This is a genomic window from Nocardiopsis sp. CA-288880 (assembly GCF_050955985.1).
GTDB classification, from domain to species: Bacteria; Actinomycetota; Actinomycetes; order Streptosporangiales; family Streptosporangiaceae; genus Nocardiopsis; species Nocardiopsis tropica.
This window is the reverse complement of record NZ_CP192105.1, coordinates 3,295,323-3,312,008: the sequence shown is the minus strand read 5'-3', so window position 1 is coordinate 3,312,008 and position 16,686 is coordinate 3,295,323. Positions and strand designations below refer to the sequence as shown.

Sequence of the window (16,686 nt, the reverse complement as noted above, 5' to 3'; positions counted from 1 at the left end):
CGGGAGGGGGCTCAGGGGTCCTCGGCCAGGACCTCCTGGGCGATGGCGAAGGCCCTGTTCGCGGCGGGCACGCCGCAGTAGACCGCCGCCTGGAGGAACACCTCGCCGATCTCGTCGGGGGTCAGCCCGTTGCGCAGCGCGGCGCGGACGTGCATGGCGACCTCCTCCCAGTGGCCGTGGGCGACGAGGGCGGTCAGCACCATGCAGCTGCGGGTGCGGCGGTCCAGTCCGGGGCGGGTCCAGACCTCGCCCCACGCGTAGCGGGTGATCAGGTCCTGGAACGGCTCGGTGAAGCCGGTCGTGCGCGCGCCGGCCCGGTCGACGTGCGCGTCGCCCAGCACGCTCCGGCGCACCCGCGTTCCGGCCGCGTGGCGGTCGGCGGACGCGAAGTGCTGGGTGAGGAGTGTGTTCACCTTGGCGGCCTGCTGCCAGGAGAGCAGGTGCGCGGCGTCCTCCAGCACCGCCAGGCGGGCGTGCGGGACGCGCTCGGCGATGAGTTCGGCGTTGCCCGCGGGCGGGGTGGAGGGGTCGTCGGCGCCCGCGACGACCAGCGTCGGGGCGGTGATGCGGTGGAGCTCGTCGCGCAGGTCGTAGGTCTCGATCGCGCCGCAGCAGCCCGCGTACCCCTCGGCGGGGGTGGCGGCGATCTGCTCGCGCAGCCCGGCGGCGTCGCGGGGGTGGGCGTCGCGGAAGCCGGGGGTGAACCAGCGCTCCACCACGGAGTCGGCCACGGCGCCGGCGCCCTCGGCGCGCACCAGGGCGGCCCGCTCGCGCCAGTTCCGGGCCGGTCCCATGTAGGGGGAGGTGGCGAGCAGGGCGAGGCGGTCGATCCGCTCGGGGCGGTGGACCGCCAGCCACTGCCCGACCATGCCGCCGATGGACAGCCCGGCGTAGTGGGCGCGGCCGACGCCCAGCCGGTCCATGAGGGCGACGACGTCCCCGCCCAGGTCCGCCATCGTGTACGGGCCCTCGGGGACCGGTGAGCGGCCGTGGCCGCGGTGGTCGAAGCGGATCACCCTGAAGACCGTGGACAGTGCCTCGACCTGCGGCTCCCACATGTCCACGGTGGCGCCGAGGGACCCCCCGAGCAGCAGCGGCGGCGCGTCGGCCGGTCCGCTCTCGACGTGGTGCAGGTCAACGCTCATGGGTGCGCCCTTCCGTTGTTCTCACGATCCGTGTCCTCGGGCCCCGGCCGCGGGTCGTGGCCGGATACCTCCGCGGGCCCGTGCGCCCGGGGCGTGCCGCCGGGCGCCGGCGCCGCGTGCGTCCGGGACGCCGCGTTCGCCTGGGGCCCTCCCGTCCCCGTACCCGTCCCGGGGGCCCGGGAGACACACGGGACCCCGGGGTCACCGCCCGCGCCCGGCTCCGGGCCGGTCCGCGGGGCCGTGACGGCTCCCCGGCCCGTCCGCCCCCCGGTGACCCGGTCGGTGAACACCGCCGCCGCCCCCAGGTAGCCGGAGGGGTCCAGGAGCTCGAGGACGCGCTCCCGGGAGCGGACCCCGTCGAGGCGCGCGGTGAGGACGTCGGCCAGGTCCCTGCCGGAGGCCGCCGACTCGCGGCAGGCGTCGGCGACGAGGTGGTGGGCCTCCGTCCGGCCGAGTTCGGGGGCCAGGTCGGTGGTGACCCGTTCGGAGAGCGCCAGACCCCCCGTGAGGCCGAGGTTGGCGCGCATCCGCCCGGGGACGACCCTCAGCCTGGAGGCGCTGGTCCGCAGCCAGGCCACGGCCCCGCCGGCACGGCGGAACAGGTCGGTGAGGGGCAGCCATTCCGCGTGCCAGCCGCCCGCGGCGCGCTGGTGCTCCTGGATCTGGGCGGCGAGGAGGTTGGCGACGAGTCCCGGGGCCTGGCGGGCGCAGGCCAGGGCGCCGACGGCGGCGACGGGGTTGCGCTTGTGCGGGAGGGTGGAGGACCCTCCGACGCCGGGCCCGCCGTCCTCGACCAGTTCGCCCACCTCGGTCTGGGCGAGCAGGACCACGTCCTGGGCCGCGGTGCCCGCGGCGCCGCAGATCCGGCCCAGGGCCGAGGCGAGTTCGGCGATCCGTCCCCGCTCGGTGTGCCAGGGCAGGACGGGGTCGGCCAGGCCCAGGCGCGCGGCCAGGGCCGCGGTGACCTCCGGGCCGTCCTCGCCCAGGGAGGCCAGGGTGCCGACGGCGCCGCCGAGCTGGACGGCCAGGCGGCCGGTGAGCACGCGGTCGAACTGGTCGGCGGCCTCGGCCAGACCGTTGGCCCATCCGGCGGCGACCGCCCCGAAGGTCGTGGGCAGGGCCTGCTGGAGCAGGGTGCGTCCGGCCATGGGCGTGTCGCGGTGCGCGGCGGCGAGGTCGCGCAGCTCGTCGGCGAGTCCGCGCAGGTCGGCCAGGAGCGCTCCGCCCGCGCGCCGGGCGACCAGCATGGCGGCGGTGTCCAGGACGTCCTGGCTGGTGGCGCCCCGGTGCACGTGGCGGGCCGCTGCGGGGTCGAGGGCGCGGACGCGGCCGGTGAGCTCCTCGACCAGGGGGATGACGGGGTTGCCGCCGCCCGCGGCGGCGCGTCCCAGGGCGGCCGGGTCGTAGCGGTCGGCGGCGCAGGCGGCGGCGATGCTCTCCGCCCGGTCCCGCGCGAGGCGCCCGGTGTCGGCGAGGGCGTGCGCGAGGGCCGCCTCCACGTCGAGGAGCGCCTGGAGCCAGGCGGTGTCACCGGTGGCCCCGGCCACGGGACCGCGGTCGAGGACGCCGTCGAACAGGCCGGTCATGGGGGTTCCTCGCTAGACGTCGAAGAAGACGGTCTCGCCGTCCCCCTGGATGCGGATGTCGAAACGGTAGCCGTCCGGCGCCGCCCCCGCGACGAGGGTGGCGCGCGCGTCGGGGTCGCCGATGCTGTTCAGCACCGGGTCGGCGGCGTTGGCGGCCTCCTCCTCGGGAAAGTACAGGCGGGTGACGACCCTGTGCAGCATGCCGCGCGCGAACAGGGACACGTCGATGTGGGGGGCCTGGTCCCCGTGGGGGCCCGGCACGGTCCCGGGTTTGAGGGTGAGGATGCCGTAGCCGCCGTCGGCGCCGGTGGGACAGCGCCCGAAGGCGCGGAAGCCGGGGTGGGACCGTGCCCCGCGCGGGTCGTCCGGGTGGTCGAACCGGCCCTGGGGGTCGGCCTGCCAGGTCTCCACGAGGGCGTCGGTGACGGGCTCTCCGGCCCCGTCGTAGACGGTGCCGCGGATCCACACCGCGCCCGGGGCGCCCTCGGCGACGGCGTAGGGGCCGTCGGGCCAGGGCAGGCCGATGTGGAGGTAGGGGCCGACCGTCTGGGCGGGGGTGGTGGGGTGGGTGCTCACTCGGCGTCCTCCAGGATCTCCTCGTCGGACTCGAACGGGGTCTGCTCGCGGCCGCGCAGCACGATGTCCCAGCGGTAGGCCAGGGCCCACTCCGGCCGGGTGGCGTCGTGGTCGTACCGGGCGAGCATGCGCTCGCGGGCCCGGGGGTCGGGTACGGAGTTCCACATCGGGTCCTGGAAGAACAGCGGGTCGTCGGGGAAGTACATCTGGGTGACGAGGCGCTGCGTGAAGGCCCGGCCGAAGAGGGAGAAGTGGATGTGGGCGGGCCGCCACGCGTTGCGGTGGTTGCGCCACGGGTAGGCGCCGGGCCGGACGGTGACGAACCGGTAGCGGCCCTCGGCGTCGGTCATGGCGCGGCCGACCCCGGTGAAGTGGGGGTCGAGGGGCGCGGGCCAGTTGTCGCCGGTGTGGCGGTAGCGGCCCGCGGCGTTGGCCTGCCAGACCTCCACCAGGGTGTGGGGCACGGCCGCTCCGCCGCTGTCGCGCACCTGCCCGTGCACGATGATGCGCTGTCCCTGGGGTTCCCCGTCGTGCCCGCGGGTCAGGTCGTGGTCGTGCTCGCCGACGCGGTCCTCGCCCAGGACGGGCGCGGTGATCTCGGTGAGCGTGTGCGGGAGCGGGGTGAGCGGGCGCCGGGGGTGGCGCAGCGCGGTGCTCCGGTACCCGGGGTGGTCCAGCGGGGGGTGGGTGTCGTGGTCCCGGACGTAGCCGGGGACGTACAGCCCGGACGGCGCGGACGCTGCGTCGGGTGCGGTGGGCATGGGGGGTCGTCCCTTCGTTCGTGCGGCTCCGGCTCCCTGCGGTCCGCGGTGGGCGGGGCGGTCCCGGCGGCGGGCGGGGTGCGCCGCCGGGACCTGTGGTGCGGTGGCGGCCTACTCGGCGTGCAGGACGACGGCCAGGCCCTGGCCGACGCCGATGCACAGCGCCGCCAGCCCCCATCCCCCGCCGCGCCTGCGCAGCTCGTGGGCGAGTGAGCCGAGGATACGGGCGCCGGAGGCGCCCAGCGGGTGCCCGATGGCGATGGCGCCGCCGTTGGGGTTGACGATGTCGGGGTCCAGGCCCTTCCAGCTGCGGACGCAGGCCAGGGCCTGGGCGGCGAAGGCCTCGTTGAGCTCGACGGCGGCCAGGTCCCCCCAGCCGATCCCCGCGCGTTCGAGGGCGGTCTCGGCCGCGCGGACCGGGCCGATGCCGAACACGTCGGGGTCGACCCCGGCGGCGCCGCGTCCGGCGATGCGGGCGAGGGGTTCCAGGCCGGCGGCGTCGGCGGCGGCGCGGTCGCCGAGCAGCAGGGCGGCGGCTCCGTCGTTGAGGGGGGAGGCGTTCCCGGCGGTGATGGTGCCCTCGGCGCGGAAGGCGGGTCGGAGTCCGGCGAGCTTGTCGGGGGAGCCCTCGCGGATGCACTCGTCCCGGTCCAGGTGCGCGTCCCCGACCTGGACGATCTCGCCGTCGAAGACCCCGTCGGCCCAGGCCCGGGCCGCCTTGGCGTGGCTGGCGAGGGCGAAGGCGTCCTGGTCCGCCCTGGTGACGCCGTGCTGCCCGGCCAGCCCCTCGGTGGCCTCCCCGAGGGAGACGGTCCACCTCCCGGGCATGCGTGGGTTGACCATGCGCCAGCCCAGGGTGGTGGAGTGCAGGGTGGCGTCGCCGGCGGGGTGGCCCTTCGCGGGTTTGGGCAGGACCCAGGGGGCGCGGCTCATGGACTCCACTCCCCCGGCCACGACGAGGGAGGCGTCCCCGGTCTGGATGGCGCGGGAGGCCTGGACGGCGGCCTCCATGCCGGAACCGCAGAGGCGGTTGACGGTGACCCCGGGGACGGAGGTGGGCAGTCCGGCCAGGAGGGACGCCATGCGGGCGACGTTGCGGTTCTCCTCGCCGGCGCCGTTGGCGTTGCCGAGGACGACCTCGTCGACGTCGGCGGGGTCGAGGCCGGGCGCGCGCCGCACGAGCGAGCCGACGACGTGGGCGGCCAGGTCGTCGGGGCGTACGCCGGAGAGCGCGCCTCCGTACCTGCCGAAGGGTGTGCGGACGGCGTCGAGCACGTAGACGTCGGTCACCGCGGGCCTCCTGGGGGTGGTGCGGCCGGGTCGGGCCCGGCCGCGGGCGAGATGGAACCTAACACTGTTAGGTAACTGTAGGGCGGCGCCTCAGCCGACCCCTCGGGCGGCCCCCGTCAGGGAGCGCAGCACCGAGAGCTCGGCGACGGTGGGCTCGGGGGTGACCTCCAGCCCCTCGGCCACCGCGAGGTCCCATCCGGTCGCCTCCCGGACCTCGTCCGCCGCCACGCCCGGGTGCACGCCGGTCAGGACGAGCTCGCGCGTGCGGGGGTCGGGTTCGAGGACGCCGAGGTCGGTGATCACCCGCACCGGGCCGGCGCCGCGCAGGCCGAGCCGCTCGCGGTCGCCGGGGCCGGAGCCGTGGCCGACCGAGGTGACGAAGTCGACCCGCTCCACGAAGGCCCGTCGGCTGTGCCGCATGACCACGACCACCTCGCGGCAGGACGCGGCGATCTCGGGCGCCCCGCCCGCCCCCGGCAGGCGCACCTGCGGGTCGGCGTAGTCGCCGATGACGGTCGTGTTGATGTTGGCGTACCGGTCGAGCTGGGCGGCGCCGAGGAAGCCGACGTCGATCCTCCCGGCCTGGAGCCAGTAGTTGAAGACCTCCGGGACCGGGACCACCGTGTCGGCGGCGTCGGCGAGGATCCCGTCGCCGATGGACAGCGGCAGGCGGTCGGGGACCGTGCCCAGGGTCCCGGACTCGTAGATCATCCACAGGCCGGGGGCGTGGGTGCGGCGGGCCAGGTTGGCGGCGGTGCTGGGCAGGCCGATGCCGACGAAGCACGACATGCCGTCGCGCAGCGAGCGGGACGCGGTGACGGTCATGATCTCGTCGGAGGTCCAGGCCGCGGTGGTCACAGGCCCCTCCCGGCGGGCTCGGGGGCGGCCGGGCCGGCGGGGGGCGGCGCGGTGGCGGTGAGTCGGGCGAGCCAGGCGGTGAAGGCCTCGCGGTCGCGGCCGATCGCGTCCCAGGCGCGGTAGGCCTCGTTGTCGCGCTCGTAGTAGCCGTGGGCGTAGGAGGGCGCGGCTCCGCCCGCGGCGACGCTGACCCGGTCGAGGACCCGCGCGGGCAGGACGACCTGGCCCGGGACGGGGTCGAGGGCGTCGACGACCTCCTCCACGGTGGCCAGGACCCGTTCGGCCGCCAGGGCGGCCTCCTTCTGGACGCCGGTGATGCCCCACAGCTGCACGTTGCCGTCGCGGTCGGCGCGCTGGGCGTGCACGACCGTGACGTCGGGGTTGATCGCGGGGACGGCGGCGAGTTCCTGCCCACTGAAGGGGCAGGTGATGGTCCTGATGTTGGGGTTGTTCCCGATCAGGTCGGTGCCGGCGTAGCCGCGCAGGATGGCGAAGGGCAGCCCGGAGGCCCCCGCGACGTAGCGGTTGGCCATGCCGGCGTGGCTGTGCTCCTCGATCTCCAACGGGACGGGCCAGCCGTGGGTGACGGCGTCGCGGAAGCGGTGCAGCGAGCCCACGCCGGGGTTGCCGCCCCAGGAGAAGACGAGCTTGCGCGCGCATCCGGCGCCGATGAGCTGGTCGTAGACGATGTCCGGGGTCATGCGGACCAGGGTCAGGTCGCGCAGGCCCTGGCGGATGATCTCGTGCCCCGCCGCCACGGGGATGAGATGGGTGAACCCCTCCAGGGCGACGGTGTCGCCGTCGTGGACGAGTTCGCGTACCGCCTCGTCCAGGGGCACGATCATGGAGAACCTCCCGTTCGTATAGCGAATGGATGTTCTCACAGCGAACACCTTGGGTACGAAGGTAGCGCCGATCCCCGACAGGGTCAAGACGCCGACACGGACGGCCACACCCGTTCGGTATGAGAACATTTCCGGGGACGTCCGTCCCCAGGCCCACACCCGAACCAGGAAGACCACATGCCCGACGAAGAAGAACCGGCCCGCGGCGCCCACTTCGTGCAGTCCCTGGAACGCGGCCTGACGGTCGTCCGCGCCTTCTCCGCGGAGCGGCCGTCGATGACCCTCAGCGAGGTCGCGCGGGAGACCGACCTGACCCGCGCCGCCGCCCGCCGCTTCCTGCTGACCCTGGCCGACCTGGGGTACGTGCGCACCGACGGACGCCTGTTCTCCCTCACCCCCCGCGTGCTCGACCTCGGCTACGCCTACGTGGCCTCGGCCGGCCTGCCGGACGTGTCCCAGCCCCACCTGGAGGACCTGTCGGCCCGGGTGCACGAGTCCGCCTCCGTGTCGGTGCTGGAGGGCGACGACGTGCTGTACGTGGCGCGCGTGGCGACCTCCCGGATCATGGCGGTCGCCATCACCGTGGGCACGCGGTTCCCCGCTTCGGCCACCTCGATGGGGCGGGTGCTGCTGGCCGGGCGCGACGAGCGCGGCCTGGAGGCCTACCTGGACCGCGTGGAGCTGCGGCCCCTGACCCGGTTCACGATCACCGACCCGGACGAGCTGCGCGCCGAGCTGCGGCGGGTGCGCGAGCAGGGGTACTCGATCGTGGACCAGGAGCTCGAGGAGGGGCTGCGCTCACTGGCCGCCCCCGTCCGCGACGCGGAGGGTCGGGTGATCGCGGCCGCGAACGTGTCGGCGCACGCCAACCGCTCCTCGATCGAGGACGTGCGCCGCGACCTGCTGCCCGCCCTGCTGGAGACGGCCTCGCGCATCGAGTCCGACCTCGCCTCCGTGTCGCGCCGCGGTTCCGGCCGCTGAGGCCGCGCCGCCCGCCCCCTCGGAGCGGAGGCGGGCGGCGGGGCGGGATGGCGCCCGACCGGCGGGGCCCCTGCCGTGTCCGGAGCGGCCGCACCGCGCCGCCGCCCTACAGCGCGCCCTCGCGGTCGTCGGCGCGGGCCCGGTGGCGGCGCACGGCGTCCCTGTTGCCGCAGGCGGGCGAGCAGTAACGCTGGCGCCCGTTGCGGGAGAAGTCGGCGTAGACGCGTGCGCAGCCGCGGGCCGCGCACCGGCCGAGGCGGTCCATGCCCCGGCCGGTCAGGTGCAGGGCGGTGCCGACCGAGACCAGCGCCGCCACCTGGCGGTGGGCGGGCAGCACGTCGGGCCGGTAGTGCAGGTGCCATCCGGTGCCGGCGTGGTCGGTCAGGCGCGGGGCGGAGGAGTGCTCCTCGAGCAGGGCGTTCAGACGCGCGGCGCGGGTCGGGCGGTCGGAGCCGTCGACCACCCCCTCCCACAGGCCCAGGAACTCCCGGACGGCCTCGACGTCGTCCTCGCCGACCGCCCGCGCGAGGACGAACCCCACCTCGGCGCAGCGCCGCTCCAGATCCTCCGCGCCCGTCAACGGGCGGTTGACCAGGTCCACCGCGAGCGACAGCGGACCCTGGCCGTAAGGGTTGAGATGCATAATGCCATTACATCAGACTGGGGGCCATGGGTACACGGCACGAACACCTCTGGTCCACCGAGTCCGACCACCCCACCAGCGAGGGCGTCGTCAGCTACCAGCGCTGCGCCTGCGGTGAACGGCGGGTGACGCTGCTCCCGGCCGTCCGCGTCGTCCAGGCGCGGACGGCGGTCCCCTCCGGGGGCCGGTCCGACCGCTGACGGCCCCTCCGGGCCGACCGGAGGGGGCCCCGGGACCGGCGGCCCCCTCCGGCGCCCCGGGGACTCCCCCGGCACCGTGGCGCCTTGCGGCGCTCCCCTCCGGCTGAGATCCTGCCCGCGACACCGCCGGGAGCGCGCGTCCGGGCACTCCGCGACCGCGCCACGGCAGAGGCCTTCGGGCCAGGACGCGACCGCGGCCCCAGCGCCGCCCGGAAGGGACACAGTGACCGACGTGCACGCCACACCAGACATCGCAGAGCGGTCGGGGACCTTCGCCCTCGGCGGCGACCTCCCCGTCCACCGGCTGGGCTTCGGTGCGATGCGGATCGTCGGCGAGGGGGTGTGGGGGCCGCCCCGCGACCGCGACGAGGCACTGGCCGTCCTGCGGCGCGCGGTCGAACTCGGCATCACCTTCATCGACACGGCCGACTCCTACGGTCCCCAGATCAGCGAGCAGCTGATCCGGGACGCCCTGCGCCCCTACCCCGACGACCTGGTCATCGGCACCAAGGCGGGGTTCGCGCGCACCGGTCCCGGCCGGTGGCACGTGCTGGGGCGGCCCGAGTACCTCAAGCAGCAGGTGGAGCTGAGCCTGCGCAGCCTGGGCCTGGAGCGGATCGACCTGCTCCAGCTCCACCGGATCGACCCCGAGGTGCCGCTCGCCGACCAGCTCGGCGCGCTGGTCGAACTGCGCGAGGAGGGCAAGATCCGGCACATCGGCCTGAGCGAGGTGACGGTCGACGAACTGTCGGCCGCCCGCGCGATCACCCCGGTGGCGTCGGTGCAGAACCAGTACGCGCCGTCCTTCCGACAGTCGGAGGACGTCCTGGAGCAGTGCGAGAAGGACGGGATCGCGTTCCTGCCGTGGGCCCCGGTGGGGCGCGGCGAGCTGGCCGGCCCGGAGTCGCCCCTGGCCGCGGTCGCCGCCGGGCACGGCGTCACACCGGTCCAGCTGTCCCTGGCGTGGCTGCTGCACCGCTCGCCGGTGATGCTGCCGATCCCGGGCACGTCGCGGGTGGCGCACCTGGAGGAGAACACGGCGGCCGCGGCAGTGCGCCTGTCGGAGGAGGAGACCGAGCGGATCGACCAGCTCCTGGGCGCCTGAGCCCGCTCCGCCGGAGGGCGCGGGAGGCCGCGCGTGCGGTCCGCCGGCGGACCCGGCAGGCCGCGCGCGGCCCCCTCCGTCAGCCGGGACGCAGGCGGAAGACCTGAAGGCGCATGTCGTAGTACTTCTCGGTCTCGCCCACCCACTCCATGCCCAGGCGGCGGGCGACGGCGATGGCCCGTTCGTTGCGGGGGCGCGCGACGGCGAACACCTCCTCGATCCCCTGCTCGAACGCCCAGGCGATGACGGCCCGGCTCGCCTCCGTGGCGTAGCCCTGGCCCCACACGTCCGGGCGCAGCGCCCAGCTCAGCTCGAAGTCCTCCTCGAAGGGCGGGAGCAGCTTGAGCGACAGCCCGCCCACCAGCTGTCCGTCCTGTCGCCGGACGATCGCCCAGCGGCCCGCGGGCGGGATGAGGTTGGGTCCGGCCTCGATCCAGGCGTGCAGGACCGAGCGCATCGCGTCGGTCTCGTTCACCGGATGCCACTCCGGTGTCAGCCAGTGCGCGACCTCGTCGGCCCCGTAGATCTTCAGGGCGTCCTCGGCGTCGCCCAGCTCCCACTCCCGGATGAGGAGTCGGTCGGTTGGCAGCTCAAGGCTCATACCACAACCGTAACCCGGGACCAACGACCACGACAGGGGGGCGGGGCAAGAGTCTGCATCCCCTGCGCGAGCGCGCCTGCGGGGCGACCCGCCGCCCCCGCGGGGTGGTACCGGGACCCGATCGTCACGGCCCCTTTACACGGAGTTCACTGTTGCCTATCGTGGTGCGCCACGACTGGGAGCGCTCCCAACTACCCCTGTCCCCCGCTCGTACGAGGAGTAGTCACGATGATTCGCAGATCAGCGGCCCTGGGGGCCGTCGGCGCCCTGGCCCTCGGCACACTGCTGTCCGGCGGCGCCGCCCCGGTCGGGGCCGCGGCGGCGTCCGGCGCCGATGCGGCGCCCGCCGCCCAGGACGCGCCCTTCTACGTCAACCCCGACACCGGTGCGGCGAACTGGGTCGCCGACAACCCGGGCGACCCCCGCGCCTCCGTCATCGGCGAGCGCATCGCCGGGGTGGCCCAGGCGACCTGGTTCACCCGGTACAACCCCGACACCGTCGAGTCCGAGGTGGCCGCCCTGACCGGCGCCGCCCAGGACGCCGGCGCCGTGCCGATCATCGTGGTCTACAACGTCCCCGGACGCGACTGCGGCAACCACAGCGGGGGCGGCGCGCCCGACCACGCCTCGTACAGGGCCTGGATCGACGCGTTCGCCGCCGGGCTCGACGACCGCCCCGCGACGATCGTCGTGGAGCCCGACGCCCTCTCCCTCATGGGCTCCTGCGAGGGCCAGCCGCCGGCCGAGGTCATGGACTCGCTGGCGTACGCGGGACGCACCCTCAAGGAGGGCTCCTCCGAGGCCCGCGTGTACATCGACTCCGGCCACTCCGCGTGGCACTCCCCCGCGGAGGTCGCCGAACTGCTGCACGGCGTGGACGTCGCCGACAGCGCGGACGGCATCGCCGTCAACACCTCCAACTACCGCACCACCGCGGACGAGGTCGCGTACGCCGAGGCGATCATCGGCGCCACCGGCCTGGACGGGCTCGGGGCTGTCGTGGACACCAGCCGCAACGGCAACGGCCCGGCGCCCGACGAGGAGTGGTGCGACCCGGCCGGACGCGCCCTGGGAACGCCCAGCACGACCGACACCGGCCACCCGCTCATCGACGCCTTCCTGTGGGTGAAGCTCCCCGGCGAGGCCGACGGCTGCGCCGGGCCCGCCGGTTCCTTCATCCCCGAGCTCGCCTACGAGATGGCCGTGAACGCCGGGGGCTGACCGGCCCGGGACCCGGACCCGCGGCCCGAAGGGGGCACGGAACGGGTCGCCCCCTGAGGTCTCCGTTGCGATACTGGCGCTCCGGACCCCGCCCGCGTGGCGGGGTCCGGTCGCGTGGCGGGGTCCGGTCGCGTGCGCCCGCCGGCCGGCGGGCGCCCCAGCACACGAGCGCACCGGAGCAGCCCCATGAAGTTCGCCGGAGACCCCCACCACGACGGGTCCCCCGACCACGTCCGCGTCGAGGACGGGCACGCGGTCCTGCGCGTGCGCGTCCCCGGGGGCGCGGACGCGGTGTACGTCCGCGTCGTGGAGGACGGCGAGGGCGTCCTCGTCCGGGCCGAGGAGACCGGGACGACGGCCGGCGGCACCGCCTGGTTCGAGGCGTCGGTGGCCCTGCGCCCGGTGGTGACCGGGTACCGGTTCGCCGTCGTCCGGGGCTCCCGGTACACGTGGCTCAACCAGGAGGGGGCCCACGGCCACGAGGTCACCGACGCGGGGGACTTCCGGCTGATCGCCGGGCCGCCGCCCCCCGCGTGGGTTCCCGGCACGAGCGTCTACCAGGTCTTCCCGGACCGGTTCGCCCGGGACGACGACTCCACCGCCCCCCTGCCGAGTACCCGGACTGGGCGCTGCCGCGGTCCTGGGACGACGAGCCCGAGGGCCTCGGCCGGACGGCGTCCCTGGAGTACTTCGGCGGGACCCTCGACGGGGTGCGCCGCCGCCTGGACCACCTGGCGCGGCTGGGCGTGGAGGTCGTCTACCTCACCCCCGTGTTCCCCGCGCGGTCCACGCACCGCTACGACGCGTCCACGTTCTCCGAGGTGGATCCGCTGCTGGGGGGCGACCGGGCGCTGCGCGAGCTGGTGCGGGCCGCCCACGGGCGCGGCATGCGGGTGATGGGCGACCTGACCACGAACCACACCGGGGACGCCCACGAGTGGTTCCGGACGGCCCGGGCCGACCCGGACTCGGTCGAGGCGGGGTTCTACTACTTCACCGAACACCCCGACGACCACGTGGGCTGGCTCGGGGTGCGCACGCTGCCGAAACTGGACTACGCCTCGGCGGAGCTGCGCCGCAGGGTCTACGGCGCCGACGACTCGGTCCTGGTGCGGTGGCTGACCGGGGAGGACCCGGTGGACGGCTGGCGGATCGACGTGGCCAACATGACCGGGCGCCACGGCGTCCAGGACCTGAACCGGGAGGTGTCCGGGGAGATCGCCGCGCGGATGCGCGAGGTGGACGCCGCCCGCGGCGGCGACGGGTCGTGGCTGCTGGCCGAGCACTTCCACGACGCCGGGCCGGACACCCACCACGACGGGTGGCACGGGGTCATGAACTACGCGGGGTTCACCCGCCCGGTGTGGAGCTGGCTGAACACCGCTCCGGAGGAGGTGAAGTACCTGACCACCCGGGCGCCGCTGCCCCGGAACGGCGCCGAGGACGCGGTGCGGGCGATGCGCGCGGCGAACGCGGGGCTGCCGTGGCGGGTGCTGACGCACAGCGTCAACGCGCTGAGCACGCACGACTCCGCGCGGTTCCGGACGGTGGTGGGCGGCGACCCGGTGCGGCACGAGGTCGGGGTGGCGGCCCAGGTGACGCTGCCCGGCGCCCCGTTCCTCTTCGCCGGCGACGAGATCGGCCTGGAGGGGCACGACGGGGAGAACGCCCGCAGGCCCATGCCCTGGCACCGGCCCGGCGCGTGGGACCGGGGCATCCTGGACGCGTACACCCGGCTGCTGGCGCTGCGGCGGGAGCTGCCCGCCCTGAGGACCGGCGGCCTGCGCTGGCTGGACGCGGGACCGCACCACATGACGTTCGTCAGGACGCTCGCCGGCCAGGTGGTGCTGGTGCACCTGGCCGACGGCCCGCACACGCCGGTGGCGGTGGCGCCCGCCGACCTGGACGCCGCACGCCCGGAGGCCGCCGCCTCGGGCGGGGGCGTCCGGCTGGAGACGGACGGGGCCGGAGGGGTGGTGCTCGGCGCCGACGGGCCCGGCTACGTCATCGCCGTCGGGGGCTGAGGCGGGGCGGCGGGGCCGGGCGGCCCGGGGACTACACGCCCGCGGCGAGGGCCGCGCGGACGTCCCTGGTGATCCGCCCGGTCACGTCGTCGATGCTCCCGACGAAGTAGAAGTGCCCGCCGGGCAGGGAGTGCCGTTCGACCGGGCCGTCGACGTGGTCGGACCAGGCGTCGAGCCGACGGGGCGGCATGCCGGGGTCGTCCTCGCCGCCGAAGACCGACAGCGGCACGCGCAGCCTCTCCGCGCCGGGCTCCGGCCGCCAGGTGTCGACCAGTTCGAGGTCGGCGCGGACGAGGGGCTCCACGAGCCGCCACAGGTCGGGGTCGGCCAGGACCGCGGCGGGGGTCCCTCCCATGGCGGCGATGCCGTCGCGCAGGCGGTCGGAGGACAGGAGGTGCCGGGGCCGCTCGCGTTCGGGGCCGGGCTCGGGGCTCCACGCCGACACCCCCAGCCAGGAGGGGCCGCGGTCCCCGCCGGCCAGCCGCGACGCCATCTCGTAGGCGACGAGCCCGCCCATGCTGTGCCCGAAGAGTCCGAAGGGGCGGTCCAGCTCGTGGCCCACGCGCCCGTTGAGGTACTCCGCCAGTTCCCCGGCGTCCCGGAAGGGCTCCGCGTCGGCGCTGTGGGCGCGTCCGGGCGCCTCCACCAGGCACACGTCCCAGTCGTCGGGGAAGCGGCGCACCCAGGGGCGGTAGCCGAGGGGCGATCCGCCGGCGTGGTGGAGGAGGAAGAGCCGGAACCGGCTGTCGGGGACCGGTCTGAGCCTGGACAGGACGCCCTCGTGCACTGCTCTCCCCCTGCTTCCTCTCCCGGCCGACTCGCGGTCGTCGCGACAGGGAGAACCTACCAGTCGGTAATACCCATCGGTAACAAAGGGGGAGCGCACGGCGGCCCCGCGGCCGACCGCTCCCGGGCGACCCGCGAAGGACCGCCCGATCCGCGTCTGCCCAGGTCAGAACCCTGTGGGGCGGACCGCCCCCCGTCCCGGCGGCAGCGGTACGCCGCGGCCCGCCGGTCGGGGCGGGCCGCGTTCCGTGACCGAACGCACCACGACAGGCCGGGCGGCGGAGGGAGGCGCCCCGGGCAGGGGGCGCGAGGGGGCCGCGGGACGTCGGGGAGAGCGGTGGCGCGGGACGCGGCGGCCCCTTCCACCGGGCGGGGGCACGGAACGGCGGGAGGACAGCCGGGCAGGAGAAGCGCTCCGGGCGCCGGGGAAACCCCGGGGGCCGGGAGTCGGGCGGCACGGCCGGGCGCCGAACGGCGTCGCACCGCCCCCGGAGGGGTCGCACCGCCCTCGGGGGAACGGACGGAGGCGGGGGCGGCACCGTTCCGGCGGAGCCCGACCGGACTCCGGGGAGACTCCGGGGAGCACGCCCCGGGGGAGGCCGGAGCGGTGTCAGGCCCGGTCGGGGTCGCCGCCGCGGGGTTCGTGGCCGGGGCCGCGGTCGACCCTGGGGTGGCGGCTCACGGCGCCGAGCAGCATCTGGCGCCAGGCGGGCATCCCGGGGTCGTCGGGCGCGGTGAGCGCCGGGGCGGACGCGGCGGGGCCCTGCGCCGCCTCGGCCTCGGCGACGCGTGCGCGCAGCCGGTCCCTGACCTGTTCGGGCGTGTAGGCGCGGCGCTGCCGCTCGGCGCGCGCGATCACCGCGCCGGTCGCCGCGACGCCCACGAAAGCGGCCACTCCAAGGACTTTCCACCATCGCATGTGCCTAGGCTATCCCTGTGGCAGACACGAGTATGTCCCTGAACGAGGCGCTGGAGCTCACCCGGACCGGTGACGTGTGGGTCTTCCGGGGCACGAGCGTGCCCGACCGCGCCATCCAGATCACCACCAACAGCCCCGTCAACCACGTCGGCATGTCCATCGTGGTGGAGGACCTCCCGCCGCTGATGTGGCACGCGGAGCTGGGCCGCTCCCTGCCCGACGTGTGGACGGGACGGCACCAGCGCGGCGTGCAGCTGCACGACCTCCGCGACGCCGTCCTGGTGTGGGGCCGCAAGTACGGGCAGCAGGGCTGGGTCCGCCAGCTCGACCCCCTGGCCACCCGGGCGATGGAGGACGCCGCCCTGCGCGCCGTGGCGCGGCTCGACGGCACCCCCTTCCCCTCCACCGCGCAGCTGGCGGCGAGGTGGGCGCGCGGGCGCCTGCCCCTGCGGCGCCTGCCGTTCGGGAGGCGCTCGCGCGAGCGTGCGCTGGAGACCGCCTACTGCGCGGAGGTGATCGCCCTGACCTACGAGGAGATGGGGCTGCTGCCGAGGGGCCGCCGCACCGGGTACTACGACCCGGGGCGGTTCTGGAGCGGCGACGACCTCGAACTGGAGGGCGGGGCCTCCCTGGGCGGGGAGATCCGGGTGGAGCTCCCCGCGGACTGACCCCGCGCCCCCGGCCGATCCCCGCGGCGGTGGCGGCCGGCCCGCGGGGGGCGGCCGCTCCCGGGCACGGGATCCGCGCCGTGGGTGCTGTACCGCCCCGGCCCGCGGGAGACGGCCCGTGCCGGGGAGGACGGGAGAGGGGTCAGGGCAGGTGGAAGAGCTCGGTCAGCGGGACCATGCCCTCGTCGGGGCGGCCGGGCAGGCCCTCGAAGAAGGGCGCCATCTCGGCCTGCCAGCGGGCGTTGACGCCGGTGCGCGCCATGGCCTCCCGGGCCGCGTCGAAGTCGTCGGTCTCCAGGTAGCCGACGACAGTGCCCTCGTCGGTGCCGAACAGGGAGTAGTTGTGCCAGCCCGCGGCGGAGAGCGCCTCGCGCATCTCGGGCCAGACGTCGGCGTGCCGTTCCCGGTACTCGTCGAGGCGGTCGGCGCGGACCTTGAGGATGAAGCAGACACGCTGCACGGCGTGGTCCTCCCGGT

The 16,686-nt window shown here is 75.7% G+C and carries 17 protein-coding genes and 1 pseudogene; 6 read left to right on the top strand and 12 right to left on the bottom strand.

The window, feature by feature from the left end:
• Positions 1–11: 11 nt before the first annotated feature.
• From pcaD to ACQPYD_RS14115, 7 genes are all read right to left on the bottom strand, one after another.
• Complete coding sequence (gene pcaD, locus ACQPYD_RS14145) at positions 12–1,145, bottom strand: 3-oxoadipate enol-lactonase (RefSeq protein WP_433701450.1); 1,134 nt, start codon at positions 1,143–1,145, stop codon at positions 12–14.
• Entirely contained in the window at positions 1,142–2,731 is a 1,590-nt protein-coding gene (gene pcaB / locus ACQPYD_RS14140) for a 3-carboxy-cis,cis-muconate cycloisomerase (RefSeq protein WP_433701449.1), read from the bottom strand. Before pcaB ends, pcaD begins: the two co-directional genes overlap by 4 nt.
• A gap of 12 nt (positions 2,732–2,743) precedes the next feature.
• Positions 2,744–3,307, bottom strand: a complete 564-nt coding sequence (gene pcaG, locus ACQPYD_RS14135) for a protocatechuate 3,4-dioxygenase subunit alpha (RefSeq protein ID WP_267949888.1) — start codon at positions 3,305–3,307, stop codon at positions 2,744–2,746.
• Positions 3,304–4,068: a protocatechuate 3,4-dioxygenase subunit beta gene (gene pcaH, locus ACQPYD_RS14130; protein ID WP_433701448.1), complete on the bottom strand. Its 765-nt coding sequence runs from the start codon at positions 4,066–4,068 to the stop codon at positions 3,304–3,306. Before pcaH ends, pcaG begins: the two co-directional genes overlap by 4 nt.
• Before the next feature lie 111 nt (positions 4,069–4,179).
• Positions 4,180–5,358, bottom strand: coding sequence for a thiolase family protein (locus ACQPYD_RS14125; protein ID WP_433701447.1), 1,179 nt, complete (start codon positions 5,356–5,358; stop codon positions 4,180–4,182).
• Between the two features lie 90 nt (positions 5,359–5,448).
• Positions 5,449–6,216 carry a CoA-transferase subunit beta gene (locus tag ACQPYD_RS14120; protein ID WP_433701446.1) on the bottom strand — a complete coding sequence of 256 codons (768 nt, stop codon included), beginning with the start codon at positions 6,214–6,216 and terminating at the stop codon, positions 5,449–5,451.
• Positions 6,213–7,061 carry a CoA transferase subunit A gene (locus ACQPYD_RS14115; protein WP_433702047.1) on the bottom strand — a complete coding sequence of 283 codons (849 nt, stop codon included), beginning with the start codon at positions 7,059–7,061 and terminating at the stop codon, positions 6,213–6,215. Before ACQPYD_RS14115 ends, ACQPYD_RS14120 begins: the two co-directional genes overlap by 4 nt.
• A 177-nt stretch (positions 7,062–7,238) precedes the next feature.
• Here ACQPYD_RS14115 and ACQPYD_RS14110 point away from each other — a divergent pair, with 177 nt between their 5' ends.
• Positions 7,239–8,042 carry an IclR family transcriptional regulator domain-containing protein gene (locus ACQPYD_RS14110; protein ID WP_433701445.1) on the top strand — a complete coding sequence of 268 codons (804 nt, stop codon included), beginning with the start codon at positions 7,239–7,241 and terminating at the stop codon, positions 8,040–8,042.
• Positions 8,043–8,148: 106 nt separating this feature from the next.
• On the opposite strand, the gene ACQPYD_RS14105 is transcribed toward ACQPYD_RS14110, so the two are convergent.
• Positions 8,149–8,685 (bottom strand): CGNR zinc finger domain-containing protein, encoded by a 537-nt coding sequence (locus ACQPYD_RS14105; RefSeq protein ID WP_433701443.1) that lies wholly within the window; start codon positions 8,683–8,685, stop codon positions 8,149–8,151.
• Between the two features lie 26 nt (positions 8,686–8,711).
• On the opposite strand from ACQPYD_RS14105, the gene ACQPYD_RS14100 reads away from it, so the two are divergent.
• Both ACQPYD_RS14100 and ACQPYD_RS14095 read left to right on the top strand, forming a co-directional pair.
• The gene (locus tag ACQPYD_RS14100; protein WP_433701442.1) at positions 8,712–8,885 is read left to right on the top strand and encodes a hypothetical protein; all 174 of its coding nucleotides are present in this window, start codon (positions 8,712–8,714) and stop codon (positions 8,883–8,885) included.
• A 223-nt stretch (positions 8,886–9,108) separates the two neighbouring features.
• Positions 9,109–9,990, top strand: coding sequence for an aldo/keto reductase (locus tag ACQPYD_RS14095; RefSeq protein WP_433701441.1), 882 nt, complete (start codon positions 9,109–9,111; stop codon positions 9,988–9,990).
• Between the two features lie 79 nt (positions 9,991–10,069).
• Here ACQPYD_RS14095 and ACQPYD_RS14090 read toward each other — a convergent pair whose 3' ends face one another.
• Positions 10,070–10,591, bottom strand: coding sequence for a GNAT family N-acetyltransferase (locus ACQPYD_RS14090; RefSeq protein WP_433701440.1), 522 nt, complete (start codon positions 10,589–10,591; stop codon positions 10,070–10,072).
• A 228-nt stretch (positions 10,592–10,819) separates the two neighbouring features.
• On the opposite strand from ACQPYD_RS14090, the gene ACQPYD_RS14085 reads away from it, so the two are divergent.
• Complete coding sequence (locus tag ACQPYD_RS14085; RefSeq protein WP_433701439.1) at positions 10,820–11,812, top strand: glycoside hydrolase family 6 protein; 993 nt, start codon at positions 10,820–10,822, stop codon at positions 11,810–11,812.
• A gap of 186 nt (positions 11,813–11,998) precedes the next feature.
• Positions 11,999–13,836: pseudogene (locus ACQPYD_RS14080) on the top strand (glycoside hydrolase family 13 protein).
• Positions 13,837–13,867: 31 nt separating this feature from the next.
• Here the strand turns inward: ACQPYD_RS14080 and ACQPYD_RS14075 are convergent.
• Positions 13,868–14,623: a thioesterase II family protein gene (locus ACQPYD_RS14075; protein ID WP_433701438.1), complete on the bottom strand. Its 756-nt coding sequence runs from the start codon at positions 14,621–14,623 to the stop codon at positions 13,868–13,870.
• A gap of 609 nt (positions 14,624–15,232) precedes the next feature.
• On the bottom strand, positions 15,233–15,517 hold the full coding sequence (locus ACQPYD_RS14070; protein WP_433702046.1) for a hypothetical protein: 285 nt from the start codon (positions 15,515–15,517) through the stop codon (positions 15,233–15,235).
• Between the two features lie 56 nt (positions 15,518–15,573).
• On the opposite strand from ACQPYD_RS14070, the gene ACQPYD_RS14065 reads away from it, so the two are divergent.
• Complete coding sequence (locus ACQPYD_RS14065; RefSeq protein ID WP_402911588.1) at positions 15,574–16,209, top strand: hypothetical protein; 636 nt, start codon at positions 15,574–15,576, stop codon at positions 16,207–16,209.
• Between the two features lie 142 nt (positions 16,210–16,351).
• Here ACQPYD_RS14065 and ACQPYD_RS14060 read toward each other — a convergent pair whose 3' ends face one another.
• Entirely contained in the window at positions 16,352–16,669 is a 318-nt protein-coding gene (locus tag ACQPYD_RS14060; RefSeq protein ID WP_433701437.1) for an L-rhamnose mutarotase, read from the bottom strand.
• Positions 16,670–16,686: the final 17 nt, after the last annotated feature.

What these genes read in the sequence shown, in the direction of transcription:
- ACQPYD_RS14090 (WP_433701440.1), bottom strand. Translation starts at nt 10,591, where the DNA reads ATGAGCCTTGAGCTGCCAACCGACCGACTCCTCATCCGGGAGTGGGAG.
- ACQPYD_RS14100 (WP_433701442.1), top strand. Translation starts at nt 8,712, where the DNA reads ATGGGTACACGGCACGAACACCTCTGGTCCACCGAGTCCGACCACCCC.
- ACQPYD_RS14065 (WP_402911588.1), top strand. Translation starts at nt 15,574, where the DNA reads ATGTCCCTGAACGAGGCGCTGGAGCTCACCCGGACCGGTGACGTGTGG.
- ACQPYD_RS14105 (WP_433701443.1), bottom strand. Translation starts at nt 8,685, where the DNA reads ATGCATCTCAACCCTTACGGCCAGGGTCCGCTGTCGCTCGCGGTGGAC.
- ACQPYD_RS14085 (WP_433701439.1), top strand. Translation starts at nt 10,820, where the DNA reads ATGATTCGCAGATCAGCGGCCCTGGGGGCCGTCGGCGCCCTGGCCCTC.
- pcaD (WP_433701450.1), bottom strand. Translation starts at nt 1,145, where the DNA reads ATGAGCGTTGACCTGCACCACGTCGAGAGCGGACCGGCCGACGCGCCG.
- ACQPYD_RS14115 (WP_433702047.1), bottom strand. Translation starts at nt 7,061, where the DNA reads ATGATCGTGCCCCTGGACGAGGCGGTACGCGAACTCGTCCACGACGGC.
- ACQPYD_RS14110 (WP_433701445.1), top strand. Translation starts at nt 7,239, where the DNA reads ATGCCCGACGAAGAAGAACCGGCCCGCGGCGCCCACTTCGTGCAGTCC.
- pcaB (WP_433701449.1), bottom strand. Translation starts at nt 2,731, where the DNA reads ATGACCGGCCTGTTCGACGGCGTCCTCGACCGCGGTCCCGTGGCCGGG.
- pcaH (WP_433701448.1), bottom strand. Translation starts at nt 4,068, where the DNA reads ATGCCCACCGCACCCGACGCAGCGTCCGCGCCGTCCGGGCTGTACGTC.